This is a genomic window from Kushneria phyllosphaerae (assembly GCF_900312995.1).
Lineage (GTDB): Bacteria > Pseudomonadota > Gammaproteobacteria > Pseudomonadales > Halomonadaceae > Kushneria > Kushneria phyllosphaerae.
In genome coordinates this window covers 474,959-499,053 of the sequence record NZ_ONZI01000002.1, presented here as the reverse complement: position 1 = coordinate 499,053, position 24,095 = coordinate 474,959, and the positions used below count along the sequence as shown (strand labels likewise).

The following is a 24,095-nucleotide window of genomic DNA, read 5'->3' as shown; positions in this document are numbered from 1 at the left end:
GCCACATGCAGATACTGATCCATCTGAGTTTTGCCATTCTGGCCCTCTCCATGGTCCTCTGCCTTGCGCGCCTGGTGATGGGCCCCAGCCTGCCGGACCGGGTGGTGGCGCTTGAGCTTTTGTCGATGATCATTGTCGGCATCATCGGGGTTCACACACTCCAAAGCGATGAGACCAGCTTTCTGGATGTTGCCATTGTCGTGGCCTTGATGTCGTTTCTGGCCACTGTCGGATTTGCACGTTTTCTGGAGCGAGGAGGGCGTCGGGATGATTGAACTGCTTCAGGGATTTTTGTTGCTGGCAGGCTCTTTTTTCATGCTGATTGCAGCGCTCGGTATTGTACGGCTACCGGATCTTTTGACCCGCATGCATGCCTCTACCAAGGGAGCCTCGCTGGGGGTCATGCTGTTGATGGCAGGCGTGGCACTGCATTTTCTGGAAGAGGTCGTGTTTGCCCGGACGATCGCCATCACCTTTTTTGTATTGATGACCGCGCCGGTAGCGGCGCATGCCATTGGTCGTGCCGGCTATTTCGTCGGGATCGAGCTGTGGAAGGGGACGGTAAAGGATGAGCTGCGGCCCAATTACAATCCGTTGAGCCATCGCCTGCACAGCGGTCTGAAAAAGACGGCAAGAGGGCAGGAGGCAGGAAAATCTCATGCCCATGACAGTCACAAGGGCGAGGACTGACGTCAGACGCTGCATGTATCGTCAGCCACCGGGCGTTGCTATGCTTGTTATCACCACTTTCTGAATACTGATCCTGCCATGCTGTCTGGAAAAAAATTTGCGACATTGCCCTGGCTTCTGGGTATCGCCGGACTGATCCCCTTTGTGGGGCTTGCCACCGTTATTCTGCTCTCGGTGCCGGGGTGGCAGGCTGTCGCATTTCAGGCCTTTCTCTATTACAGCGCCGTTATCCTCTCGTTTCTGGGGGGCGTGCACTGGGGGGTGGCGATGAGCATTGATCATGAGGGCAGCCATCACTTCACTTCTCGCATGGTCGTGGCCATGGCGCCCTCACTGCTGGCATGGCCGGCACTGATGCTCAGCCCCCGCTTTGCGCTGTTGGCACTGATGACGGGATTTTTATTGATTCGTCTGTATGAGGCCCAGAGTGATAGCGTTGAGCGCCTGCCGCCTTGGTATACCTCACTGCGTACCCTGCTGACGGTCGTGGTGGTGATCTCCCATCTGTCCATTCTGGCGTTATTGACGCTGACGTAGGCATTCAATATCAGCATCAGCGCTCCGGTCGCCATGACGATGGGCCTATTAAAACTTAACTTTTACTGAAATTTTTTTGGCAGACTTAATTGTCGAGCAATATTTAAAGTCATCATATTCATGAAAACGCCCTCGTTTAATAACGAGCGGCGTTTTTTTGTATGGCACTTCCTACAACATCCCATTCTTTTATTTATAGTCAATGACAGTCTTTCCTGGAAGTGCTGAGCAACCATAATTCATGGCGGTTTCGGCACAACATATGAGCATTTTGTTTGTCTATCCTCTGTAACTATTACGTTATCAATGCCAGCCAATATTCATTGTTATTAATATTATTTTTATATTAACAAATACTGCTGTCAGGCTGGTGGCCAACGAAAAATACTCTCTTGTGTCGATTATCCTTATAGACAAAAGTCGGGCCGGCACATGAGATCAGGGGATAGCACATCATGCAGACTGTCATCGTTACCGGAGGTGCGGGGTTTATCGGCTCGGCATTGATACGCCACCTTATCGCGCACGATACCTGCCGTATCGTAAACGTTGACTGTCTGACCTATGCCGGACATACCGCCACGCTGAAAGATATCGACCAGGACCCACGCTACTGCCTGGAACAGGTAGACATTCGTGATCGCTCGGCGCTGGATCGGCTGTTTTCGACCCATCAACCGGATGTGGTGGTGCATCTGGCTGCCGAGTCTCATGTTGACCGCTCCATCGATGGCCCTGCTGTCTTTATCGACACCAACATTGTTGGCGTCTTTAACCTGCTGGAAGCCGCCCGCAGCTGGTATGAAGGGCTCGAAGGTGAGGCGCGCGAGCGCTTTCGCTTTCACCATGTCTCAACGGATGAGGTCTTTGGGGATCTCGCCCTTGATGCCGCGCCCTTTAGCGAAACGTCACCCTATGCGCCCAGTTCCCCCTACGCCGCCAGCAAGGCCAGCGCCGACCATCTCGTGCGCGCATGGCAGCGCACTTACGACCTGCCCACCCTGATCACGAACTGCTCGAACAACTATGGGCCTTGGCACTTCCCGGAGAAGCTGATTCCGCTGGTCATTCTCAACGCCCTGCAGGGGCGCGACATCCCGGTGTATGGGGAAGGCCACCAGATCCGTGACTGGTTGTACGTCGAGGATCACGCCCGGGCGCTTCACCTGGTCATGACGCAGGGAAAAATCGGCACCAACTACAACATCGGTGGTCATGAAGAGCGTCGCAATATCGACGTGGTGACCACGATCTGTGATGTGCTCGAGCGCCTTGATGTCCCCCATCCTGCCGGTGTTAGCCGCTTTCATGACCTCATTACTCATGTGACCGACCGCCCGGGGCACGATCGGCGCTACGCCATCGATGCCTCGCACATTGAGCGTGAGCTGGGCTGGCGTCCACAGGAGAGCTTCGAAAGCGGCATCGAAAAGACCGTGCAGTGGTTTCTGGCGCACGGTGACTGGTGCCATGGCGTCGAGGTCGAACAGACCCGCGAGCGTCAGGGCCTGAGGGTGACAGCATGAAAGGCATCATTTTAGCCGGCGGCAGCGGTACACGGCTGTATCCGCTCACGCTGGGCGTGTCGAAGCAGCTGCTGCCCATCCATGACAAGCCGATGATCTACTATCCGCTGTCGATACTGATGCTGGCCGGTATCCGGGAAGTACTGATCATTACCACGCCTGTCGAGCAGCCCCTGTTCAAGCGCCTTCTCGGGGATGGCGGGCGCTTCGGGATATCGATCGAATACGCCGCGCAGCCCAGCCCTGACGGGCTGGCGCAGGCATTTCTCATCGGCCAGTCCTTTATCGGCAATGACAGTGTCTGTTTGGTGCTGGGAGACAACATCTTCTACGGGCACGGTTTTGTCCCGCGTCTCAAGCGTGCGGTCGAGCGCGGTACTGGTGCCACGATCTTTGGCTATCAGGTGCGCGACCCGGAGCGCTTTGGCGTCGTGGAATTTGACAGTGAGCAACGTGTGCTGTCGCTGGAAGAAAAGCCTGTCGAGCCAAAATCACGCTATGCCGTGACCGGTCTTTATTTTTACGACAACGACGTGGTCGACATTGCCCGTGATGTTCGGCCTTCCCACCGAGGGGAGCTGGAGATCACCAGCGTCAATCAGGCGTATCTGGAGCGGGGCAGACTCAATGTCGAGCTGCTGGGTCGCGGGTTTGCCTGGCTTGATACCGGTACCCACGAAAGCCTGCTGGAAGCTGCCCAGTTTGTCGAAACCATCGAAAAGCGACAGGGCTACAAGGTGGCCTGTCTTGAAGAGATTGCCTGGCGTAACGGCTGGATCGACAGTGACGCGCTGATGGCAGAAGGGCGCGCTCTGGAGAAAAACGGTTACGGGCAGTACCTGATCTCGCTACTGGAGTCGCCATGATCCCCTTTACGCGTCCTTTCCTGCCTCCCGAGGCGGATTATCAGCGCTATATCAACGATATGTTTTCAAGGCAGTGGCTGACCAATCACGGGCCACTGGTGCAGTCCTTTGAAGGCCACCTTCAGGACTTTCTCGGCATCGACCACTGTCACTTTGTCGCCAACGGTACGCTGGCGCTGCAGGTGGCGTTCAAGGCGCTGGCGCTGGAAGGCGAGGTCATCACGACACCGTTTTCCTTCGTGGCTACCCTCAATGCGCTGCTGTGGGAAGGACTGACCCCGGTATTTGTGGATATCGAGCCCTGGACCCTGACGCTGGATCCTGCACGTATCGAGGCGGCCATCACGCCCGAGACCTGCGCTATTCTGGCCACCCACATCTATGGCCACCCCTGTGATGTGGAAGCCATCGAGGCCATCGCCCGGCGTCATGACCTGAAGGTGATTTATGACGGCGCGCACGCTTTCGGGTCGCGCCATCTCGGTCGCAGTCTGCTGGATTATGGCGATATCAGCATCACCAGCTTTCACGCCACCAAGCTCTTTCACACCATCGAAGGTGGGGCACTGTTTACCCGCAACGCCGATCTGAGCCGGCGCATCGCGTCACTGCGTGCCTTTGGACAGGAAGGCGGCGCCGGCATCAATGCCAAGGGTTCGGAAGCGCACGCCGCCATGGGGCTGGCGCTCTGGCCCTGGCTGGAGCACATCCTTGAAAGCCGGGCCAGTATCGCGGGGATTTATGATCGGTGGATCGATCATCATGGTCTGCCCATCACGCGCCCGGGGCTGGTCCCGGGGGCCGAGATCAATCACGGCTATTATCCCGTCCTGCTGCAAAGTGAAGCGCAGCTAGAAAGGGTGCTTCGCTATCTGGCCGAGCAGGACATTCATCCGCGCCGCTACTTTTATCCCTCGCTCAATCTCATTGGTGCGGTGGAGGGTAATGGCGCTCATATGCCCGTATCAGAGGATATCGCCGCTCGGGTTCTGTGCCTGCCCAATTTTGTGACCATGCCCCGGGAAGATGCCGACAGGGTGATGCGTCATATCGAAGAAGCCCTGCTACTGGAGACCGCATGAGCAACGATGCCCAAGGGCTTGTCTTTTATCATCATCGCGACCGTGCAGTCTCGCCGGAAGCGTTTCTGCGCTTTATCGAGCAGGTGGAGCACGAGTTTGAGCCGCCTCTGTCAGCTCAGCATCATCTGCCTGACTACGTGGACAAGCTGCTGCGCCTGGCCGAGGTCAACTATGTGCTCTATGGCGATGATGTCGTGGCGGCCATCGCCTGCTATGCCAATGATCTCGAGCACCATCAGGCCTATGCCACCTTCATCAGTGTGTTGCCGAACTATCGGGGCAGCGGGATTGCCAGGCCCCTGCTGACCCGAGGCATTGAATCCTGTCGAGCGGCCGGCATGCACAATCTGCGGGCAAGAACGTGGCATCGTGGCAAAATTCTGGCCTTTTATGAAGAGATGGGTTTTGTGGTCGAGCGTGTGGAGACCAATGAATGGGGCGTCGAATCACTGCAGCTGAACATGGTGCTCAATGATCCATCTGATCATGCCCGTTAATGCAATGCAGTGGGCCCATTGCAGCGACTCTGGAGTGAATTCATGAACATACTGCTGTCCTGCGTGGGCCGGCGCGGCTACCTGGTGGACTATTTTCGTGAGGCGCTCGCCGGCCAGGGCCGCGTGATCGCGGCCAATAGCGACCCTCTGACCGATGGCATGTGGCGCGCCGATCGTGCCTATGAGGTGCCTGGCGTCAATGATCCGGGCTATATCGATGCGTTGCTCGATATTGCCGAGAAGGAAAAGGTCGGGCTGGTGGTGTCACTGTTTGATATCGATCTGCCTTTTCTCAGCGCCGCCCGCAAGCGATTTGCCGAGCGTGGCATTCAGGTGGCCGTTTCCGATGAGGCGGTCGTGGATATTGCCAACGACAAATGGCGTACCCAGATCTTTTTGCAGGAGCACGGTTTTGATGGCCCACGCACCTGGGCGTCACTGTCGTCGGCACTGGAAGCCGTCGATGCGGGTGAGGTGCGCTGGCCGCTGTTTATAAAGCCTCGCTGGGGCATGGGTTCCATTGGCGTGCAGATGGCCCGTGACGCCGATGAGCTGCGCTTTTTTCATGAGCATACCCGCCGTGGCATTGCCCGCAGTTACCTGACGCTGATGGAAGAGCGTGTTATCGAAAAGGATGGCCGAGGCGATGTACTGATCCAGGAAGGCATTTCAGGTCAGGAATACGGACTTGACGTGTTTAACGACTTCAAGCGCCATCATGTGGTGACCACCGTCAAGCGCAAGGTACGCATGCGCTCGGGAGAGACCGATGTGGCCGAGGTCGTGGATATGCCTGAACTGACACGACTGGGCGAGCGACTGGGGCGTCAGCTGGGACATGTGGGCAATCTGGATGTCGACGTCATGGTCAGTGGTGACCGTCTGGCCGTGATCGAGTTTAATGCCCGCTTCGGCGGTGGGTATCCGTTCTCGCATCTGGCGGGTGCCAACTATCCTGAAATGCTGGTGCGTCTGGCTCAGGGACAGTCACCGGTGCCCTGTGTGGCTCGTGTCGGAACCTTCGGCCTCAAGGCACTGGTGCCCATGCAGGCCCCTGAATCGGCCAGAAATACCTGAACCACAGGCCCCGCGGTTTCGTTTGACAGGAGTACCACGTGTCGGTCAAGGCCAATGCGCTTGCCAACTATGCCGGTCAGCTTTACACCACGCTGATCGGTATTGTCGTTTATCCCTTTTATCTGGCCTGGATGGGCGAGGAAGCCTACGGTCTGGTGGGTTTTTTCATCGTTTTACAAGCTTGGCTCAATCTTCTGGACATGGGCATGTCGCCCACGCTTGCCCGCGAAACGGCCCGGGCGGCAACACATCAGGGCGATCAGTGGCAGCTGCTGCGCAGGCTGGTGCGAAGCCTTGAAATCGTGTTTCTGGGGCTGGCAGTCGTCATGGTGGTGTCGATCGTGCTGGGCAGCGACTGGATCGCCACGAACTGGCTCGAGGTCAAGACGCTGTCACGCGATGAGGTGGCCTGGTGCATTGTGCTCATGGGGTACATGATCGGCATGCGCTGGCTGGCATCATTATATCGAAGCGGCATCCAGGGACTGGAGCGTCAGGTCTCGCTCAATGTGGCCAATGTCGTGATTGCCACGTTCAAGTTCGTCGGTGTTCTGCTGATTTTGCAGTTTGTCAGCACCCGTCCCAGCGCCTATTTCGAATATCAGATTGCCATCGCACTGCTGGAGCTTGTGGTGCTGGGCGTGATGTTCTATCGCCTGCTGGGCGGGCGCGAGCAGTGGCAGGGATTTTCATGGGCCGTGCTGCGCCCGGTGCTGCCCTTTGCCGGCGGCGTGGCCTATACGGCCGGTATCTGGATACTGATGACGCAGCTCGACAAGCTATTGTTGTCCTCGTTTTTGCCGCTGTCGGAATACGGCTATTTCACCCTGGTTGTGGTGGTGGCCAACGCGATCATGACGCTGACCATGCCGATCAGCCGCGCTCTGATGCCCCGCATGACGGGGCTTCTGGCCAGTCAGGAGGAGGCGCAAATGCTGCGCCTTTACCGCCGTGCCTCCCAGTTCATTGCGGCCACTCTGCTGCCGGTAGCCGGAATGGTCGCCCTTTACGGTGGGCAGCTGCTGTATGCCTGGACCGGTAACATGGAGGCCGCCCGGTGGGGCGCGCCCATTCTACTCTGGTATGCGCTGGGCAATGGGCTGCTGGCCATCGGCGCCTTTCAGTATTATCTCCAGTATGCCCATGGTCAGTTGCGCCTGCATGTCATCTACAACACGGTCTCTGTCCTGATCGTGGTGCCGGTGGTGGTGGTGGCCGCCTGGCAGTGGCAGGCGATCGGTGTGGCGGTGGCCTGGTGTGGCTTTCGCCTTCTCTCGTTTTTGCTCTGGACGCCGTTTGTGCATGCAAGGTTTGCCCCGGGGATTCATCGTGAGTGGATGACCCGGGACATTTTGCCCTGCGCGGTCGCCACGGCGCTAATGCTGCTGTTTTATCAGTGGCTGGGGCTGTCTCTCTGGACGCTGCCCAGGCCCTGGATTTTTGTCTGCCTGATGAGCATGGGCATTGCCATTTTGCTGGTCAACGCGGTTGTTTCCTCGGTCGGGCGCGACATGATCATTCGCCGTTTGCAGGAGAGAAAGCATGCCCGCGCTACCCACTGAAGCGATGCTGGTCCGGCAATGGCCGACCGGGGCGGACGCGCCGGAAGTCAGCGTTATCTGCACGACCTTCAACCAGGCCGGCTATATACGGGAGACCATTGAGAGCTTTTTGCATCAGCAAACGGATTTCTGCTTTGAAATCATTGTGCACGACGATGCCTCGACCGATGGTACGGCAGAAATCGTCGCCGAATATGCCCGTCGCTATCCGCGCGTCATTCGGGCCGTACTGCGTGATGACAATCAGTACCAGAAAGGGCACAGAATCATGCCGCTGGCGGCAGGGTTTGCCAGCGCCCCGTATCTGGCGCTGTGTGAAGGCGATGATTTCTGGTGTGACGAGAAAAAGCTTGCCCGACAGTATCGCGCCATGCAGGCCCGACCGGACATCGCGATCAGCTATCACAACGTGATACGGCGCGGCCCCGAGAAGGAAACCCTGCACATTGAGGACCAGGACAGACGCAATCATGAGCGCGTCGTGCCCCTTGATGAACTGCTGGTGCATACCGGTGATTACTGTCCGTCACCGTCATTGATGTTGCATCGACACGTACTGGAGCGCCTGCCCGAATGGTTTTATACCACGGCACCGGTTGGTGACTTTTATCTTCAGGTTTTGGCCGCCTGTCCGGCCGGCGCGCTTTATCTGCCCGATGTCATGGCGGTCTATCGCACGCATGCCCAGGGCTCGTGGTCGCAGCAGCAGCGTCAGCTGGAAGATGACAGACGTTATGCGCGCCATCAGGATTTCATGGCCCGTCACGCCGAGTGCATGACGCATCTGGCGGGCCAGCTCGACGCGTCTCATACGCCAGCCATTACGCTGGCCATGGCGCGGCGCTGGTATTACGCCTCGGTGGAATATCTTCAAGCGGGTCGCTATCGCGGCTTTCGAGAGGCGATCACGACCAGCATGCATCATCAGACCATCTCGTTGCCGCAGCGCTTGCTATTTTTGTTGCGTCGAACCCCCTGGCTGGCGGGTAGAGTCGTGGCGCTGCGTCACTGGTATCAGCGCCAAAGCTCCACCGCCAGCGCCTGACAGCGGTTTAAGTCCGATAAACCTGTGGGGCTACAACCCTGCAGGGCTGACAGGCCGTCCAGGCCCTGTCGGGGCCAAAGAACCTGTCAACGCGGGCTCAGACAGTAGCCATCCGGGTCTTTTGATGCTCGCGCAGCGCATATTTTTGAAGCTTGCCGGTCGAGGTTCTCGGCAGTGACGTTTGAAACGTGACATGCCTTGGCACCTTGAAATGGGCCATGTGCTCACGACACCAGCCCAACAGTTCGGCTTCACCGGGTTGGTCGATATCACAGGCCAGGACCACGAAGGCATGTGGCGTCTCCCCCCAGAAATCATGAGGCCTTGCGATCACGGCGACTTCGCGGATGGCAGGATGGCCCATCATGATTTCTTCGATCTCGATGGAGGAAATCGATTCACCACCTGAAATGATGATGTCCTTGGCGCGATCACGGATCTCGATATAGCCGTCTTCATGCATCACGGCGATGTCGCCGGTATCGAGCCAGCCACGTCCCATGGCTTCGCGAGTGGCGTCAGGGTTTTTGATATAGCCCTGCATGATGGTATTGCCACGCAGCATCAGATGGCCCAGTGACTGCCCATCGGCGGGGACATCTTCATGGGTGACCGGGTCCTTCAGGGCCACGCGTTCTATGGCAAGGGTGCCCACGCCCTGGCGGATCTGAAGGCGCGCGCGCGTCTCGGCGGTCAACGTCGACCACTCCGGCTGGAACTGACAGACCAGTGAGGGGCCATAGGTTTCTGTCATACCGTAGAGGTGCAGCACGTCAAATCCCAGCGCGCTCATGCGGGCAATGGTGGCCGAGTTGGGTGGTGCGCCGCCGGTGGCCAGCATGACCGGGCGCGGAAGCGGCGTGGCCGCTTCCGGGCGCTCCAGCAGCATGGTCATGATGATGGGCGCCGCCGCCATGTGCGTAATGCCTCTGGCATGGATCATTTCAAGTACGCGGCCCGGCTCGATCCGGCGCATGCAGACGTGTGTGCCACCAGCCGCCGTGACCGCCCAGGTATGGGTCCAGCCATTGCAGTGAAACATGGGCAGCGTCCAGAGATAGACCGTGCGGTCATCCATCCTGAGCGTCAGCGTATTGGAAAGGGCGTTGAGATAGGCCCCTCGATGGCTATAGATGACGCCCTTTGGGTTACCTGTCGTGCCCGAGGTGTAATTGAGCGCGATACAGTCATTTTCGTTCTCTGGCGACAGAGAAGGGCACGGCAGGGCACTGTCTACCAGCGCGTCGTAGTCATGAGGCGCGGGCCATTTCCATGATGATGCATCGCTGCTGCCATCCCTGACTTCGATCAGCACGGGCGCCGGTGTTGTCAAAAGTGACAGTGCCGTGGCCACCGTGCTGCGCAGGCCCTGATCAAAGATCAGTACACGCGTTTCAGCATGCGCCATGATGAAGGCGATGGAAGCGCCATCGAGCCTTGCATTGATGGCATTGAGAATGCCGCCTGCCATCGGTACGCCATAGTGTGCTTCCAGCATGGCTTTCGAGTTCATGCCAAGCGTCGACACCACCTCGCCCGGTGCAAGCCCAACCGCCTGAAGGGCACCACCAAGTTGCCGACAACGCTGATAAAACGCTCGATACGTGAGGGTGACGTCCTCTTCAATGACGGCAGCCCGGTCAGGATGAACCCGAACGGCACGCTCCAGAAAGCTGACGGGTGAAAGGGGGGCGTAATTGCTTTCACACTGTGGTGAGCATGACGATGATGCTGGTGCACGGTAATGATTCAATGCCATATCTCCACGAGGCCATGAGTATGCTGTTTTATTTTTTTAATGAGTTTTAAGTCCGACAAATAATATTGGGTATGTCAGTCTCGCAAACTCGGCCTACGATTTAATAATCTGTTAACAAGGCTGGCGAGTTAAACAGATTAAGTTTGAATTAAAAGGTTCACGGTTTTACTCATACAATATAAACACGGTCTCGCTGCTTTTTTGTTTTGTAAAAACAACATGGTCGATACGGCACATTCCGATGAAACAATACGTCGTAGTTTAAAAGTTATTATCTGTTTTATACCCACCGATTATTTGAATCGCTTATGTTTAATATTGAATATAAGGATGCACTGTCGTGTGCGGGCCATGTGTTGCCTCGGAAGATGGAGTCGTCATGACGACGGGTATTGAAGGGCGTCTATGTCTTGAAGGTCGAACGGCGCTGATCACGGGGGCTGCCAGTGGTTTGGGTGCGCATTTCAGTCAGGTGCTTGGAAGCGCCGGTGCGTCATTGATGCTGACGGGGCGGCGACGCGAGCCTCTGGAAACGCAGGCCGCTGAACTGCGCGCGCAAGGCATTACGGTATGGGTGTGTGCCATGGACATTCGTGATGAAAAGGATGTGCGTCATGCACTCGAAACGCTGACGCTTGAGGCGGGTCAGGTTCCTGACATCGTGGTCAACAATGCCGGCATTACCGATACGACCCCGGCGATATCGCGCGACATGGATGCATGGACCGACATCATCGATACCAACCTCAACGGGGCAATGCGGGTCTCAAAAGCTGCAGCGCAGGCCATGCAGGCGCAGGGCACCGGCGGTGCGATCGTCAACGTGGCCTCGATTCTCGGACTGCGGGTGGCCGGTCATGTGGCGGCCTATAGTGCCAGCAAGGCAGGGTTGATCCAGCTCACCAAAAGCCTGGCACTTGAATGGGCACGCTACGGCATTCGAGTGAACGCCCTGGCACCGGGCTATATCGATACGCCTCTCAACCACGACTTTTTCGGGAGCGAGCAGGGGCAGCAGCTGATTCGGCGTATCCCCCAGCGACGCCTGGGCGCGCCCGAATCCCTTGATGGTCCTCTGCTGCTGCTGTGCAGCGACGCCGGCAGCTACATGACCGGCAGCGTACTTACAGTCGATGGCGGCCACACGGTCAGCTCGCTTTGATGCTTATTTCCCTACCTTTCTGGACATCACATGGATTTCTCACTCCCCCGGGACATTGAGCAGTACCGTCAGCGCATCGCTACCTTCGTGGAGGAGCAGATCATGCCGCTGGAGAAGGACCGCGCCAATTACGATGAGCACGAAAACATCGTGGATCATCACCTTCAGCGGCTGCGTGGCGAGGTGAAGGACGCTGGTCTCTGGTCGCCACAGATGCCGCGGGAGCGCGGCGGCATGGGACTTTCCATGGTAGGCATGGCGGCCTGCTATGAAGCCATGAACCGCTCCATTTTCGGACCGGTGTGCTTTAACGCCGTAGCCCCCGATGACGGCAACATGATGGTGCTTGAAAAGGTCGGCACCGAAGCGCAGAAGGCGCGCTGGCTTCAGCCGATTGTTGATGGCCGGGTACGCAGTGCCTTTGCTCTGACCGAGCCACATCCCGGCTCCGGCTCCGATATGGCCGGCATGATGCAGACCCGGGCCGAGCGCCGCGGTGATCGCTGGGTCATCAACGGTCACAAGTGGTTCATTACCGGTGCCGGCCTTGCCGAGCATTTCATGCTGGTGGCAAGAACCAGTGATGATGCGCGCAAAGGGCTGACGGTTTTTCTGTTTCATCGAGATCAGCCCGGCTGGGAGATCAAGCGTCGTATTCCGATCATGGGACCCGAAGAGCACGGGGGGCACTGTGAGCTGATCTTTGACGGGCTTGAAATTCCCGACGACCAGGTGGTGCTGGGGGTGGGCGAAGGCATGAAGGTCGCCCAGATCCGGCTGGCACCGGCGCGGTTGACGCACTGCATGCGCTGGCTGGGTCTGGCACAGCGTGCGATGGAAGAGGCGCTGGGGCATGTCGAGATGCGTCAGGCCTTTGGTGCTGCACTGGCAGATAACCAGAGCATCCAGACGATGCTGGGGGAAGTGGCCATGGAGATCGAGATAGGCCGGACGCTGGTCATGAAGGCTGCCTGGGCACTCGATCAGGGCAGCTTTGCCCGCAAGGAAGTCAGCATGGCCAAGGTGGCCGTCTCCAACGTACTCAACAAGGCCGTGGATGTGGCCATCCAGGTGCATGGTGCCAAGGGGTACTCCCAGGACACGGTGCTGGAGTGGATCTACCGCTACGCGCGTCAGGCTCGCATTGTGGATGGCGCTACCGAAGTCCATCAGATGTTGCTGGCGCGCATGCTTCGCAGTGAAGGCAACGACTTCTGGCACTGGGAGGTGGCTGATCAATGAGGGATGACGGTTCCGATTCGGTTCTGAGGGCGTGGCTGGCACAGCGCAGCGGCGCCGACAACGTGGTGATCAGATCACAGCGGCGCCTGGGGGGCGGCGCCGTGCAGGACAATCGTCTTCTGGAGGTGGCTGTGACCGGCGGGCCCATGGCCGGAGAGCAACGCTGGGTACTGCGCAGCGATGCCCGTGCACCGCTGGCCATTAGTGCCAGCCGTCAGGAAGAGTTTGCGGTGCTTGAGCGTGCCTGGCGCCACAATATTCAGGTGCCCGAGCCGCTGTGGATGTGTGCGGACGACAGCGTTCTGGGTCGCCCCTTCATGGTCATGCGCCATGTTGCGGGTGAGGCATCGCCCCGGGCGCTCGTCGCTCAGGCAGGTGACGGTGCACTCGAGTCGCTGGTGGAAGCTCTGGGGGCAGAGCTTGCGCGCATTCATGCCTTCCCGCTGCCCAGCGATGACGATCACGAGGGCGTTGATGTGGTCTCCACTCAGCTTGCCGATTTTCATGCTCGTCTGGCGCGGCTGGACCAGCCTCAGCCGGTGCTGGCATGGGCGCTGCGCTGGCTGGAATGCCACCCACCGGCATCCGCTCAGCCCGTTTTTGCTCACAACGATTTTCGTACCGGCAATCTCATGATCAACGACGGTCGACTCGAGGCCGTGCTGGACTGGGAGTTTGCCGGACCCAATGCCGCGCTTGCCGACATTGGCTGGTTCTGCGCGCCCTGCTGGCGTTTCGGCGGCCCGGGCGAGGCCGGTGGTCTGGGTTCGATCGACGCCTTTATACGCGGCTATGAGAATGCCGGCGGGGTGCATGTTGATCGTGAGCAGCTCGATAAATGGATTATCCTGGCGACGCTTCGCTGGGCCGTTATCGCCCTGGAGCAGGGCGCGCGGCATGATAGCGGTGTTCAGCCGGATCTTGAGCTTGCGTTGACGTCGCATCTACTGCCGGGCCTTGAGCTTGACCTGCTGCGCCTGATCCCTGTCGCTGCCGGTATCGACCCGGCCAGCCTGCCGTCGTCATCCGATCTGGCAGACGCCCATACGACCGAGCATTCTCTTCCCGTCGCGTGGGAGGCGCTTTCGGCCCTTAATGATGACGCACGCGATCTGATGGAGATCACGCGTCAGACCCTCAAGTCAGAGATCATTCCGGCGCTGGAGGGAGAGGCACGGCATTCGGCCCTGATGGTCGCCAATGCACTATCGATCATTGCTCGCCAGCAGTATCGGGGTGTCTCCATATGGGGCGAGGTCAGGGAAACACTGGCCCAACAGCTCTCCCTGCCGATGGATGCCGAAGACGACCATGCCGGGGCACGGGCGTTGGTCGATGAAATTTCTCGAGGGGCGCGCGATACCCCTGAGCAGTTTGAGGCGCTGCGTCATCTGCTCCGGGAAGACGCGCTGGCGCGTGCGCGTATCAGCCAGCCGCGCGCTGCGCAGCAGTAGAGACGGTCGGTAGTGACATATGCCTGGGCGGCCCGGGCGTTTAAAAAAGCCGTGACAGCAGCGACACGACCGCTGTCTCAACGCGCAGTATGCGCGGACCCAGATGAATCCCTTCAAAGCCCAGTGTCTGAAGTCTTTCGACTTCATAGGGGATAAACCCGCCTTCGGGACCAATCGCCAGGGTCACGGGCTGATCCATGGGCAGCCCGCGAGGGCAGCTTTCTCCGATGCCGGGGTGGGCCAGTAGCGCCCGATGACCGGTCAGTGCCGCAGGCAGCTGATCCTCGATAAAGGGTTTAAAGCGGGGCTGCAGGTCCACTACCGGTAATACCGTGTCGCGGGCCTGCTCAAGGCCAAGGCGCAGATGCGCCTCGATGCGCTCGGGCTGAAGCTCGGGCGACTGCCAGTAGCTTTTCTCGACTCTGGCGGTATGCAAAAGCGTCAGCCGTTTGACCCCCATTGTGGCGATGTTCTCGAGCGAGCGGGCCAGCATTCGCGGGCGTGGCAGGGCCAGCAACAGATGCACCGGCAAAGCCGGTGGCGGGGGGGTGTCAAGATGCAGTATCTCGAACAGTGCCCGCTCTTTTTCAAGTTCGATCAGTCGCGCCCGGCCGATCCCTTCATCGGTCATGCCGACAGTCAGCTCCTCGCCCGGTGAAGCCTTGTGTATCTCGTGAAGATGGCGCAGTCGTCGGCTATCGTGGATACACGCTTGAGCGGGCGTCACAAGGTCGTCAGGAGTGAGCAACAAAAGATTCATGGGGGCGGTATTTCCAAAAGCGAGGGCGTGTCGATGGGGGCGACAATGATAGCGCAGCGGCCACGGGCGGACGACCCGTTCGCTTTCTGACATAATGCGCCGGACACGCACCCGGGCACACGGGTAATGGCTTGAACCATGACGCAGGAAAGCTTCGGCATGAAGGTACTGATGATTGGCGGCGGTGGCCGCGAACACGCGCTGGCGTGGAAACTGGCACAGTCACCGCGGGTGAATGAAGTGCTGCTGGCTCCCGGCAATGCCGGTACCGCACGCGCGCCCGGCCTTCGTAACGTGGATGTTGCCGGCGGTGACATTGAAGGGTTGCTGGCGGTCGCCCTCAATGAAAGGGTGGATCTTACCGTGGTGGGCCCTGAAGCGCCGCTGGTGGCCGGTGTCGTTGACCGTTTTCAGGCCGAAGGCCTCAGGATTTTTGGCCCAAGCGCGTCAGCCGCAAGGCTTGAAGGTTCCAAGTCTTTCAGCAAGGATTTCCTGGCGCGCCACGGCATCCCGACCGCCCGCTATCAAAGCTTTACGGAAGTGGCGCCGGCGCTGGCCTATCTTGAGTCACAAGGGGCACCGATCGTGATCAAGGCTGACGGTCTGGCCGCCGGAAAGGGCGTGATCGTGGCCATGGACATGGCGCAGGCACGCGCGGCCATTCAGGACATGCTGGAGGACAACGCTTTCGGTGATGCCGGCGCGCGCGTGGTCATCGAGGAGTATCTTGACGGCGAAGAAGCCAGCTTTATCGTCATGGCTGATGGCGACCACGTTGTGGAAATGGCGACCAGCCAGGACCACAAGCGGGTAGGTGACAACGACAGCGGTGCCAACACTGGCGGCATGGGTGCCTATTCGCCGGCGCCCGTAGTCACTGAAAGCGTGCGCAAGCGTGTCATGCGTGAAATTATCATGCCGACCATTCAGGGCATGAAGGCTGACGGCAATGCGTATACGGGCTTTTTGTATGCAGGGCTCATGATCGATGATCAGGGCGCCCCGCGCGTTATCGAATACAATTGCCGGTTTGGCGACCCCGAAACCCAGCCGATCATGCTGCGCTTGCAGTCTGATCTGGTTACGCTGTGCGAGGCGGCCATCGATGGCCAGCTTGGCCAGTATCACTGTCAATGGGACCCGCGCCCGGCAGTGGGTGTCGTGATGGCGGCCGAGGGGTATCCGGGCAGCTATCGAAAGGGTGATGTGATTACGGGATTTGATGACGCCGAGCGCCTTGGCTGTCACGTGTTTCATGCCGGCACCCGAGAGAGTGAAAACGGCGCCATCGAGACAGCGGGCGGGCGTGTCCTCTGTGTCACGGCGCTGGGAGATGATGTGAAGGCGGCGCGCGACATTGCCTATGAGGGCGTGGCCGCCATGCAGTTTGAAGGCGGGTTTTATCGCAGCGACATTGCTGCCCGCGCCATCAACCGATAGCGCTGCACGCCGGCCGGCCTTCAGGGCTGACCGGTGTCAATAACAACACCCGTCTCGGGTCTGCAGCTCAGGAGGCGCCATGTCACGCGAGCACCCCGTGATTGCCATTACCGGCTCGTCCGGCGCAGGAACCACTACCGTGCGGCGCGCCTTCGAGCGCATGTTTTCGCGCAAGGGCATCAGGGCGGCCTTTGTGGATGGCGACGCCTTTCACCGCTATAGTCGGGAAGATCTTGCCCGTATCTTTCGTGACGAGCCCGAACGCAAAAACGAGCTCTCACACTTCGCGGTCGAGGCCAACCTGCTGGACCGCCTCGAGCGCCTGTTTGCCGAGTACGGTGAACATGGTACCGGCACCTACCGTCATTACATCCATTCCGAAGACAAGCGTATGCTGGAGGCCGGTTATCGTGTCGGGACCTTTACCGAATGGCAGCCCCTGCCCACCGGTACGGATCTTTTGTTCTACGAGGGACTGCATGGTGGTCTGGTCTCTTCCAGCCAGGACCTGGCACAGCACGTTGATCTGCTGATCGGGGTAACGCCTACCGTTAATCTCGAATGGATTCAAAAGATCGATCGCGACATCAACATGCGCGGTCATTCCCATGAAGCGGTGGTCGAGACGATTCTCGGACGCATGCAGGACTATGTGCGCTATATCGTGCCGCAGTTTTCCCGCACGCATATCAATTTTCAGCGTGTGCCCACGGTAGATACCTCCAATCCCTTCGAGCCGCAGGCGATTCCTTCTGATGCCGAATCCTTCGTGGTGATTCGCTTTCGCGACCGGGACAGCGCGGATTTCCCTTACCTGTTGACCATGCTGTCGGGTGCCTTCATGACGCGGCCCAATACACTGGTGGTGCCCGGGTCACAAATGCCACTGGCCATCGAGTTGATTCTTGAACCTCAGATAGAAGCCCTGCTGGCCCAGCGGCGTTTTCGATAGACGCGCCGACGATAATGATCCATTTCCGACCAGGGAGTTTTCATGTCCACGATCTTTACCAAAATCATCAATCGCGAGATCAATGCCAGCATCGTCTTTGAAGACGATGAGGTGCTGGCGTTCAACGACGTCAATCCTCAAGCGCCGGTGCATGTCCTGATCATTCCCAAAAAGGAAATCGCTACCCTTAACGACCTCACTGAAGCCGACGCGCAAGTGGTGGGCAAGCTGCATCTTGTGGCGGCGCAGATTGCACGTGAAAAGGGAATCGCCGAGCAAGGCTACCGCGTGGTGATGAACTGCAACGAGCAGGGCGGCCAGAGCGTCTACCACATTCACCTGCATCTGATGGGCGGGCGCCAAATGAGCTGGCCTGCCGGTTAAGGCCTTGCATCAACCCTCAAAAGCGCCTGCAGCCTGACTGCCGGCGCTTTTTTCATGCCTGGTACTTCACGATAGGGGCTCTGGCTGGCGGTGTCATCAGGGCGATGGGCCATCGTGGTGCGCGATACGGATAAAAGGCCATACAGGAGATCATGAACAAACGCCCCGGATGACAAATAGGATAAAACGCACCTTTATTCCGCTGTGTTATCCGGGGTTGGTTATATCTGGCACGTGTCTTGCTCGGTAATCGCGTCACGACGCGCCCGGGGCATTCCAGATCAGACCTGCGCCGGTGTGAGTGCGATGAAGCGACTGTTCTGTACGCCTTTTGAAACGCGCGCAGGCGTCATCAAGCCCCTTACCGAGACAGCATCATGGACATCAGAAACAAGGCCACCCGCATTCGGCTTTTCGATTTTAAAACGCCGCAGATGCGTGCGTTTCACCTGTCCTGGTTTGCCTTCCATGTGTGCTTTTTTGGCTGGTTTGGCATCGCGCCGATGATGGCTGTTGTACGAGATGACCTGAACCTGACCAAGACCCAGATTGGTAATACGATGATCGCCTCGGTCGCCGTGACCGTGGTGGTGCGCCTGTTCATCGGGCTTTTATGTGACCGTATTGGTCCGCGGCGCACCTACACCTGGCTGTTGTGCCTGGGCGCACTGCCGGTCATGTCGATCGGGCTTGCCGACAGTTTTGAAAGCTTTTTACTGGCGCGCCTGGCCATCGGCGCGATTGGTGCCTCCTTTGTGATTACCCAGTATCACACCTCGATCATGTTTGGTCCCAATGTGGTGGGCACGGCCAATGCGGCCACGGCCGGCTGGGGCAACCTGGGTGGTGGAACGACCCAGATTCTCATGCCTCTGGTGCTGTCGGGGCTTTTGATGCTGGGCGTTAGTGAAACGCTGGGCTGGCGGCTGGCGATGATCGTGCCGGGTCTGGTGTTGTTTCTGACTGGTATCGCCTATTGGCATTTCACCCAGGACGCACCGGATGGCAATTTTGCCGATCTGCGTCGCTGTGGAGAGCTTGTCGAGGCCAAAAACGAATATGGCGCGCGGGCCAGCTTTGGCTCGGCCATCAGGGATATTCGCGTCTGGGCCCTGTTTCTGGTCTATGGCGCCTGTTTCGGCGTTGAGCTGACCATCAACAATATCGCCGCGCTGTATTATTTCGATAACTTTGAGCTGTCGCTGGGCACGGCCGGCCTGATTGCGGGCCTTTTCGGCATGATGAACCTTTTTGCTCGAGCGCTGGGTGGGTTTTTCTCTGATCGCTTTGCCCGTCTGAGTGGCCTCAAGGGGCGCGTGCGCTGGCTTTTTTTGACGCTGCTGTGCGAGGGCGTGGCGTTGATCCTGTTCTCCCAGATGCAGGTACTGGGCATCGCCATCATGACCATGGTGCTGTTCAGCCTTTGTGTACAGATGGCAGAAGGCGCGACCTATGGTGTGGTGCCCTTTATCAATCGTCGGGCTCTGGGAGCCGTGGCCGGGATCGTCGGCGCCGGCGGCAACGTGGGCGCGGTGGCCGCCGGTTTTCTGTTTCGATCGGAATCACTGAGCTATCAGCAGGGACTTTTCTTTCTGGGGATCGCGGTGACGCTGATTGCCTTTGCTGCATTGAGCGTGCGGTTTCCGCAGGGGGCGACCAGCGAGTCAGGTGAGGCGGGCAGGCCGGTACATGATCAGCCACGAACGCCGGCCGGCGGACACCGTACCGGTGAGCAGATGAGCTGATCATCATTCCTTCTATTGCAGACGGCGCGGCGCATCGATGAGGTGCGTCGCGCCGTTTGATATCCAGCATCGCAAGCCTGAAGGATGGCCGCTATAGTCAGGGCATAATTTGCTTTTTCATCATGAACGCTCTTCAGGAGTCATGCCATGTCTCGTCGGTTCACGCGCAGTGATCGCCTTGTTGATCAGCTCGATACCATGCTGCGTACCCTGGTGCCGGGCGCAACCCGGGCCAGTCGTGCCCGGCCAGGCATGATGACGCGGGACAAGCCGATGGCGGCAGAGGAGACCCGTCATTCCACCGATGTCATGCGCCATCATCATCGGAGTCGGGTGATCGGTCAGGGCATCTATCAGGGACAGCGTTTTGCCACGGGCATCAGCAGCCATTATCAGCCGGTGGATGACCTTTCGGTTCGAGGGGTCGATCATCTGAACTGGTGCGACACGCGACTGCGTGAACTGGGAGGGCGGCCATCGCGTCTGACGCCTTTTTATTACACGACCTCACTGGGTGCCGGAATGTTGCTCAGCCGCCGCAGCCACGTGCGTGGGCTTGGGCTGGTCAATCTGACAGAAAGTCTGCAGGCGCAGTCGCTGGAACGTCAGCTGTCGGCGTTGCCGGGCGAGGATGAAAAATCGCGTGCCGTCATTCGTCAGATGCTCGATGACAGCACGCGTCATGCTCGTGTGGCGCTTGAGGCCGGTGGGCAGCGCTGGCCGGGTGGCTGGCGCTGGGTGACCTCGATGGGCGCCCGGGTGTGCGAATGGCGCCGCCTGCGCCGCTATTCCTCTGCCGGGCTGATCGACTGACTATTGGCCGTCGCGTGGCTCGGGAGACGGGGTTTTCAGGGCTGCGTTTTCAAGGGCTGTGTCTTGCCGGGCTCTGTCGAGATCGGCGACAGCTCGGTAATGGCACCGGCTTCGTCTTCTTCCTTTTCATGAGAGAAAAGATCCCAGGCCGCAATGAACAGGGCCGCAATCAGCGGACCAATCACAAAACCATTGATGCCAAAGAGCGCCATGCCACCCAAGGTCGAGATCAAAACCACGTAGTCAGGCAGCTTGGTATCCTTGCCGACCAGAAGCGGACGCAGGAAGTTGTCGGCAAGACCGATGACCACCACGCCCACAAAGGTCAGGATGACCCCGTCAAGCGTATTGCCGGTCAACAGGTAGTAGATGGCGACCGGTGCCCAGACAAGGGCGGCGCCGATGGCCGGCAGCAGGGACAAAAAGGCCATGATGACGCCCCACAGCAGGGGCGCTTCAATGCCAAGCCCCCAGAAGGCCAGACCACCGATGGCCCCCTGCGTGGCGGCAACGATGATGTTGCCCTTGACCGTGGCACGCGTCACCGTAATGAACTTGTTGAGCAGCTGATACTTGTAGCGCGCACTCAGCGGAATGGCCTGACGAATGCGCCGACCCAGCGGCACACCATCGCGGAACAGGAAAAACAGCAGGTAGAGCATGATGCCCAGGCTGATGAAAAACTGCAGGGTGTTCTGTCCAATGCTCAGGGCTCTTGAGGCCAGCATCTGACTGCCCTGTGCTGCCCCTTCGGAGACGCGATCGCGCAGCTGGGAAAGATCTCCCATTCCCGTACTTTCAAGCCAGCCATCGACCGATGGCGGTAGTGCCTGGCGTGCCTGCTCTACATAGGCACCGATATCCAGATCTCCCGAGCGGATGCGCTGATAAACGCTGGTGCCTTCCTGAACCAGTGAGCCTGCAATCAAAGTGACCGGGATGATGACGATAAATACGCAGATGAGCACGTTGGTCATGGCGGCCAGATTGCGCCGTCCGCCATAGAGGCTCAAAAGGCGCCGCTGCAGCGGCATGAACACCAAAGCCAGAATGACGCCCCAGAAAATGGCGCTGAAAAAGGGCAGCAGTATCCAGATAAAGGCGACCGAGACCACGACCAGCAGCAGCTCAAACGCCCTTTTTTCAATCGGTTTTTCCATACCTTCTCCTGCCTGGCCGTGACGTCAGCAGCGCTGATCGGCAGAGCCTGTAACCGTCGCAAAAAACCCGGCGTAATGCCGGGCATGTGGCCATCAGTGTAGTCGGACTGCGCCGAAGGATATCGGTTCGTTACACGCCATGACGCCGTTGTGGCTTTCAGGCTTCAACGATCTCCCATGAATGGGTGATGTCGACGCCGCCTTTGGCAAGCATCAGTGACGCACTGCAGTATTTCTCGGCCGAAAGCTCCACGGCCCGCTTGACCTGAGCTTCCTTGAGCGCCATACCGGTGACCACGAAGTGGAGATGGATGCTGGTAAACACGGCTGGCGTGGTGTCAGCGCGTTCCGCCTTGAGCTGTGCCACGCAGTCAGTCACTTTCGCGCGCGCCTTTACAAGAATGTTGATGACGTCATAGGCGCTGCACCCGCCGAGTCCCATCAGGACCATTTCCATCGGCCGGGGGCCGGTATTACGACCGCCATTGTCCGGATTGCCATCCAGGATAACGGCATGACCGCTGCCGGATTCGGCCACGAACTGCCGTCCGTCGGTCCATTTGATGCTGGCTTCCATGAGTCTTGCTCCGTACAAATAAAGAGGTGAACCCTCTCATGGGATGATTGAAACAGGGACAGGCATCAATCCCTGTCCTGGTGTGAGAGTTGCTGCTCAAGAGCGGCCAGGCGTTCGGGGGTGCCGATATCCGACCATTGCCCTTTATGGTGATAACCGCCGAGTCTCTGCTGCTGCATGGCATTGACCAGGCAGGGCTTCAGCGGGCAGGGAGTGTCGTTGTCAAGGTCTGCTACCAGTGACGGGTGCATGAGTGCCACGCCGGCATAGACCAGCCTTGGCGTGCCTTTCTCATGCAGGCGCCCGGCATCGTCCAGATAAAAATCTCCCTGACGATGATGCTCGGGCGGATCGACCATGACCAGTCGTGCCAGGTCGCCCTCAAGTGGGCCCAGACTGTCGGGCGTAATATCACACCAGACGTCGGCATTGACCAGCCAGAATGGGTCGTTCCCCAGCAAGGGCAGGGCATGGCGAATGCCGCCGCCCGTTTCAAGCGCGGTGGGCTCGACGCTATAGCGCAGCTGAACGCCGTAGCGCGCACCATCGCCCAGCGTTGTCATGATCTGATCGCCCAGATAGCTGACATTGATGACGATGTCGGTTATACCTGCCCTGCGCAGCCGCTCGAGATGATATTCGATCAGGGCATGGCCCCCCACCTTGAGTAATGGCTTGGGGCAGTGTTCGGTCAGCTCGCGCATGCGCGAGCCGCGACCGGCGGCAAGAATCATTGCTTTCATGTCAGCTCCCGTGACGGGCAGTGCGGTGCTGAATCAGGTGTGCATCCAGCTTCGGCACGAAGCAGGTATCAAACCATTGCATGAACGTTTCAAACCCCGGCTGCCCCATGAGCCCCTGGCGGACGTGTTCGGCAAACAGTGGCAGCAGGGTAAGGTAGCGCGGCTTGCCATCGCGCAGGGCCAGCCGGCAGAACCCACCCAGCACCTTGAGGCTGCGCTGGGCGGTGGTCAGATCAACCATGCGTCTAAATGCTTCCGGTGTGATGGGCGCCGTCACGCCAGCATCCTGTGCCTTCTGGCGCCACATCTCGATCCAGCGCGCCTGATCATTTTCGGGCCAGGCGTTGTTGCGATCGCGCAGCAGCGACACCAGGTCAAAGGTCAGCGGCCCGCGGACGGCGCCCTGAAAGTCGATCACCCAGATGCGTTTTTCATGGCACATGAGATTCTGTGCGTGGAAATCGCGATGCACGCAGACCTGCGGCTGGGCGGCAAGGGCCGTGACCAGCTGGTCGCGAACCTGCGGCCAGCTGTCGGGGGCGGCGATATCCAGCCACTGGCTCAGACACCATTGGGGGAAAAGATCAAGCTCCTCGCCGAGCCAGCGGGCATCGTACTCGGGCAGGTCATCGGCCGGCAGGCCTGCAATGGCCACCGACGTCGAAATGGCCTGTGACATGAGCGCTTCACGCTGATCTTCCTGTGTCAGATGTTGACGCAGCGTGTCATCGCCCAGGTCCTGCAGCTCGATAAACCCTTGATCCAGATCGACATGATAGAGCTCGGGGACAGGAATGCCATGCCGGCGCCACAGGCGCGCGATGTCCACGAACGTGTGGCTGTTTTCGCGTTCCGGTGGGGCGTCCATCAATATGCGTGACTGCCCGGTGTCGAGATGCAGGCGAAAATAGCGTCGAAAGCTGGCATCATCTGCCACGACCTCAAGCTTGGGAGGGGTAATCTCAAGGTCGTGATGAGATGCCGCCCAGTGGCGCAGGGCGTCAAGTCGCGCTGTCATTGGA

The 24,095-nt window shown here is 58.9% G+C and carries 24 protein-coding genes; 18 read left to right on the top strand and 6 right to left on the bottom strand.

The genetic code is table 11. The features are described 5' to 3' along the window. Window positions 1-5: 5 nt before the first annotated feature. From KSP9073_RS08195 to KSP9073_RS08150, 10 genes are all read left to right on the top strand, one after another. Window positions 6-275 carry an MrpF/PhaF family protein gene (locus KSP9073_RS08195; protein ID WP_108842486.1) on the top strand — a complete coding sequence of 90 codons (270 nt, stop codon included), beginning with the start codon at window positions 6-8 and terminating at the stop codon, window positions 273-275. After that, a complete protein-coding gene (gene mnhG, locus KSP9073_RS08190) occupies window positions 268-690 on the top strand; it encodes a monovalent cation/H(+) antiporter subunit G (protein ID WP_108842485.1) in 423 nt (140 codons plus the stop codon). The genes KSP9073_RS08195 and mnhG overlap by 8 nt, the downstream gene beginning before the upstream one ends. 78 nt (window positions 691-768) lie before the next feature. Next, on the top strand, window positions 769-1,227 hold the full coding sequence (locus tag KSP9073_RS08185) for a DUF3429 domain-containing protein (RefSeq protein WP_108842484.1): 459 nt from the start codon (window positions 769-771) through the stop codon (window positions 1,225-1,227). A 455-nt stretch (window positions 1,228-1,682) separates the two neighbouring features. Then, window positions 1,683-2,753, top strand: coding sequence for a dTDP-glucose 4,6-dehydratase (rfbB, locus tag KSP9073_RS08180; RefSeq protein WP_108842483.1), 1,071 nt, complete (start codon window positions 1,683-1,685; stop codon window positions 2,751-2,753). Continuing rightward, a complete protein-coding gene (gene rfbA, locus KSP9073_RS08175) occupies window positions 2,750-3,619 on the top strand; it encodes a glucose-1-phosphate thymidylyltransferase RfbA (RefSeq protein ID WP_108842482.1) in 870 nt (289 codons plus the stop codon). The genes rfbB and rfbA overlap by 4 nt, the downstream gene beginning before the upstream one ends. Then, entirely contained in the window at window positions 3,616-4,701 is a 1,086-nt protein-coding gene (locus tag KSP9073_RS08170; RefSeq protein ID WP_108842481.1) for a DegT/DnrJ/EryC1/StrS family aminotransferase, read from the top strand. Before rfbA ends, KSP9073_RS08170 begins: the two co-directional genes overlap by 4 nt. Beyond that, complete coding sequence (locus KSP9073_RS08165; RefSeq protein WP_108842480.1) at window positions 4,698-5,198, top strand: GNAT family N-acetyltransferase; 501 nt, start codon at window positions 4,698-4,700, stop codon at window positions 5,196-5,198. Before KSP9073_RS08170 ends, KSP9073_RS08165 begins: the two co-directional genes overlap by 4 nt. A gap of 42 nt (window positions 5,199-5,240) precedes the next feature. Continuing rightward, window positions 5,241-6,275 carry an ATP-grasp domain-containing protein gene (locus KSP9073_RS08160; RefSeq protein ID WP_108842479.1) on the top strand — a complete coding sequence of 345 codons (1,035 nt, stop codon included), beginning with the start codon at window positions 5,241-5,243 and terminating at the stop codon, window positions 6,273-6,275. Window positions 6,276-6,313: 38 nt separating this feature from the next. Beyond that, window positions 6,314-7,837, top strand: a complete 1,524-nt coding sequence (locus KSP9073_RS08155) for a lipopolysaccharide biosynthesis protein (RefSeq protein ID WP_108842478.1) — start codon at window positions 6,314-6,316, stop codon at window positions 7,835-7,837. Beyond that, a complete protein-coding gene (locus KSP9073_RS08150) occupies window positions 7,818-8,882 on the top strand; it encodes a glycosyltransferase family 2 protein (RefSeq protein WP_108842477.1) in 1,065 nt (354 codons plus the stop codon). Before KSP9073_RS08155 ends, KSP9073_RS08150 begins: the two co-directional genes overlap by 20 nt. A 97-nt stretch (window positions 8,883-8,979) precedes the next feature. Here KSP9073_RS08150 and KSP9073_RS08145 read toward each other — a convergent pair whose 3' ends face one another. Next, window positions 8,980-10,635 (bottom strand): AMP-binding protein, encoded by a 1,656-nt coding sequence (locus KSP9073_RS08145; protein ID WP_207771441.1) that lies wholly within the window; start codon window positions 10,633-10,635, stop codon window positions 8,980-8,982. Window positions 10,636-11,020: 385 nt separating this feature from the next. Here KSP9073_RS08145 and KSP9073_RS08140 point away from each other — a divergent pair, with 385 nt between their 5' ends. The 3 genes from KSP9073_RS08140 to KSP9073_RS08130 are packed head-to-tail and all read left to right on the top strand — an operon-like array spanning window position 11,021 to window position 14,499. Then, entirely contained in the window at window positions 11,021-11,803 is a 783-nt protein-coding gene (locus tag KSP9073_RS08140) for an SDR family NAD(P)-dependent oxidoreductase (protein WP_108842475.1), read from the top strand. Between the two features lie 30 nt (window positions 11,804-11,833). Beyond that, window positions 11,834-13,045: an acyl-CoA dehydrogenase family protein gene (locus KSP9073_RS08135; RefSeq protein WP_108842474.1), complete on the top strand. Its 1,212-nt coding sequence runs from the start codon at window positions 11,834-11,836 to the stop codon at window positions 13,043-13,045. Continuing rightward, a complete protein-coding gene (locus KSP9073_RS08130) occupies window positions 13,042-14,499 on the top strand; it encodes a phosphotransferase (RefSeq protein ID WP_108842473.1) in 1,458 nt (485 codons plus the stop codon). The genes KSP9073_RS08135 and KSP9073_RS08130 overlap by 4 nt, the downstream gene beginning before the upstream one ends. 40 nt (window positions 14,500-14,539) lie before the next feature. Here KSP9073_RS08130 and KSP9073_RS08125 read toward each other — a convergent pair whose 3' ends face one another. Then, entirely contained in the window at window positions 14,540-15,259 is a 720-nt protein-coding gene (locus KSP9073_RS08125) for a 16S rRNA (uracil(1498)-N(3))-methyltransferase (RefSeq protein WP_108842472.1), read from the bottom strand. Between the two features lie 159 nt (window positions 15,260-15,418). On the opposite strand from KSP9073_RS08125, the gene purD reads away from it, so the two are divergent. The 5 genes from purD (at window position 15,419) to KSP9073_RS08100 (ending at window position 20,593) form a co-directional block, all read left to right on the top strand. Continuing rightward, window positions 15,419-16,699 (top strand): phosphoribosylamine--glycine ligase, encoded by a 1,281-nt coding sequence (purD, locus tag KSP9073_RS08120; RefSeq protein ID WP_108842802.1) that lies wholly within the window; start codon window positions 15,419-15,421, stop codon window positions 16,697-16,699. 79 nt (window positions 16,700-16,778) lie between these two features. Then, window positions 16,779-17,651: a phosphoribulokinase gene (locus KSP9073_RS08115; protein WP_108842471.1), complete on the top strand. Its 873-nt coding sequence runs from the start codon at window positions 16,779-16,781 to the stop codon at window positions 17,649-17,651. A gap of 42 nt (window positions 17,652-17,693) precedes the next feature. After that, entirely contained in the window at window positions 17,694-18,035 is a 342-nt protein-coding gene (locus KSP9073_RS08110) for a histidine triad nucleotide-binding protein (RefSeq protein WP_108842470.1), read from the top strand. Window positions 18,036-18,412: 377 nt separating this feature from the next. Next, window positions 18,413-19,780 (top strand): MFS transporter, encoded by a 1,368-nt coding sequence (locus KSP9073_RS08105; RefSeq protein WP_108842469.1) that lies wholly within the window; start codon window positions 18,413-18,415, stop codon window positions 19,778-19,780. A gap of 147 nt (window positions 19,781-19,927) precedes the next feature. Further along, complete coding sequence (locus KSP9073_RS08100) at window positions 19,928-20,593, top strand: 3-demethoxyubiquinol 3-hydroxylase (protein WP_108842468.1); 666 nt, start codon at window positions 19,928-19,930, stop codon at window positions 20,591-20,593. Between the two features lie 35 nt (window positions 20,594-20,628). Here KSP9073_RS08100 and KSP9073_RS08095 read toward each other — a convergent pair whose 3' ends face one another. From KSP9073_RS08095 to KSP9073_RS08080, 4 genes are all read right to left on the bottom strand, one after another. Beyond that, entirely contained in the window at window positions 20,629-21,753 is a 1,125-nt protein-coding gene (locus KSP9073_RS08095) for an AI-2E family transporter (protein ID WP_108842467.1), read from the bottom strand. A gap of 157 nt (window positions 21,754-21,910) precedes the next feature. After that, window positions 21,911-22,330 carry an OsmC family protein gene (locus tag KSP9073_RS08090; protein ID WP_108842466.1) on the bottom strand — a complete coding sequence of 140 codons (420 nt, stop codon included), beginning with the start codon at window positions 22,328-22,330 and terminating at the stop codon, window positions 21,911-21,913. Window positions 22,331-22,395: 65 nt separating this feature from the next. Beyond that, entirely contained in the window at window positions 22,396-23,073 is a 678-nt protein-coding gene (murU, locus tag KSP9073_RS08085) for an N-acetylmuramate alpha-1-phosphate uridylyltransferase MurU (RefSeq protein ID WP_108842465.1), read from the bottom strand. A 1-nt stretch (window position 23,074) separates the two neighbouring features. Continuing rightward, window positions 23,075-24,091 carry an aminoglycoside phosphotransferase family protein gene (locus KSP9073_RS08080; protein WP_108842464.1) on the bottom strand — a complete coding sequence of 339 codons (1,017 nt, stop codon included), beginning with the start codon at window positions 24,089-24,091 and terminating at the stop codon, window positions 23,075-23,077. Window positions 24,092-24,095 lie beyond the last annotated feature (4 nt).

Coding starts and splice junctions, on each gene's coding strand:
- KSP9073_RS08130 (WP_108842473.1), top strand. CDS start 13,042: ATGAGGGATGACGGTTCCGATTCGGTTCTGAGGGCGTGGCTGGCACAG.
- KSP9073_RS08165 (WP_108842480.1), top strand. CDS start 4,698: ATGAGCAACGATGCCCAAGGGCTTGTCTTTTATCATCATCGCGACCGT.
- KSP9073_RS08160 (WP_108842479.1), top strand. CDS start 5,241: ATGAACATACTGCTGTCCTGCGTGGGCCGGCGCGGCTACCTGGTGGAC.
- rfbB (WP_108842483.1), top strand. CDS start 1,683: ATGCAGACTGTCATCGTTACCGGAGGTGCGGGGTTTATCGGCTCGGCA.
- mnhG (WP_108842485.1), top strand. CDS start 268: ATGATTGAACTGCTTCAGGGATTTTTGTTGCTGGCAGGCTCTTTTTTC.
- KSP9073_RS08150 (WP_108842477.1), top strand. CDS start 7,818: ATGCCCGCGCTACCCACTGAAGCGATGCTGGTCCGGCAATGGCCGACC.
- KSP9073_RS08170 (WP_108842481.1), top strand. CDS start 3,616: ATGATCCCCTTTACGCGTCCTTTCCTGCCTCCCGAGGCGGATTATCAG.
- KSP9073_RS08105 (WP_108842469.1), top strand. CDS start 18,413: ATGGACATCAGAAACAAGGCCACCCGCATTCGGCTTTTCGATTTTAAA.
- purD (WP_108842802.1), top strand. CDS start 15,419: ATGAAGGTACTGATGATTGGCGGCGGTGGCCGCGAACACGCGCTGGCG.
- KSP9073_RS08095 (WP_108842467.1), bottom strand. CDS start 21,753: ATGGAAAAACCGATTGAAAAAAGGGCGTTTGAGCTGCTGCTGGTCGTG.
- KSP9073_RS08080 (WP_108842464.1), bottom strand. CDS start 24,091: ATGACAGCGCGACTTGACGCCCTGCGCCACTGGGCGGCATCTCATCAC.
- KSP9073_RS08110 (WP_108842470.1), top strand. CDS start 17,694: ATGTCCACGATCTTTACCAAAATCATCAATCGCGAGATCAATGCCAGC.
- KSP9073_RS08100 (WP_108842468.1), top strand. CDS start 19,928: ATGTCTCGTCGGTTCACGCGCAGTGATCGCCTTGTTGATCAGCTCGAT.
- KSP9073_RS08185 (WP_108842484.1), top strand. CDS start 769: ATGCTGTCTGGAAAAAAATTTGCGACATTGCCCTGGCTTCTGGGTATC.
- KSP9073_RS08090 (WP_108842466.1), bottom strand. CDS start 22,330: ATGGAAGCCAGCATCAAATGGACCGACGGACGGCAGTTCGTGGCCGAA.
- rfbA (WP_108842482.1), top strand. CDS start 2,750: ATGAAAGGCATCATTTTAGCCGGCGGCAGCGGTACACGGCTGTATCCG.
- KSP9073_RS08195 (WP_108842486.1), top strand. CDS start 6: ATGCAGATACTGATCCATCTGAGTTTTGCCATTCTGGCCCTCTCCATG.
- KSP9073_RS08115 (WP_108842471.1), top strand. CDS start 16,779: ATGTCACGCGAGCACCCCGTGATTGCCATTACCGGCTCGTCCGGCGCA.
- KSP9073_RS08125 (WP_108842472.1), bottom strand. CDS start 15,259: ATGAATCTTTTGTTGCTCACTCCTGACGACCTTGTGACGCCCGCTCAA.
- KSP9073_RS08135 (WP_108842474.1), top strand. CDS start 11,834: ATGGATTTCTCACTCCCCCGGGACATTGAGCAGTACCGTCAGCGCATC.
- KSP9073_RS08140 (WP_108842475.1), top strand. CDS start 11,021: ATGACGACGGGTATTGAAGGGCGTCTATGTCTTGAAGGTCGAACGGCG.
- murU (WP_108842465.1), bottom strand. CDS start 23,073: ATGAAAGCAATGATTCTTGCCGCCGGTCGCGGCTCGCGCATGCGCGAG.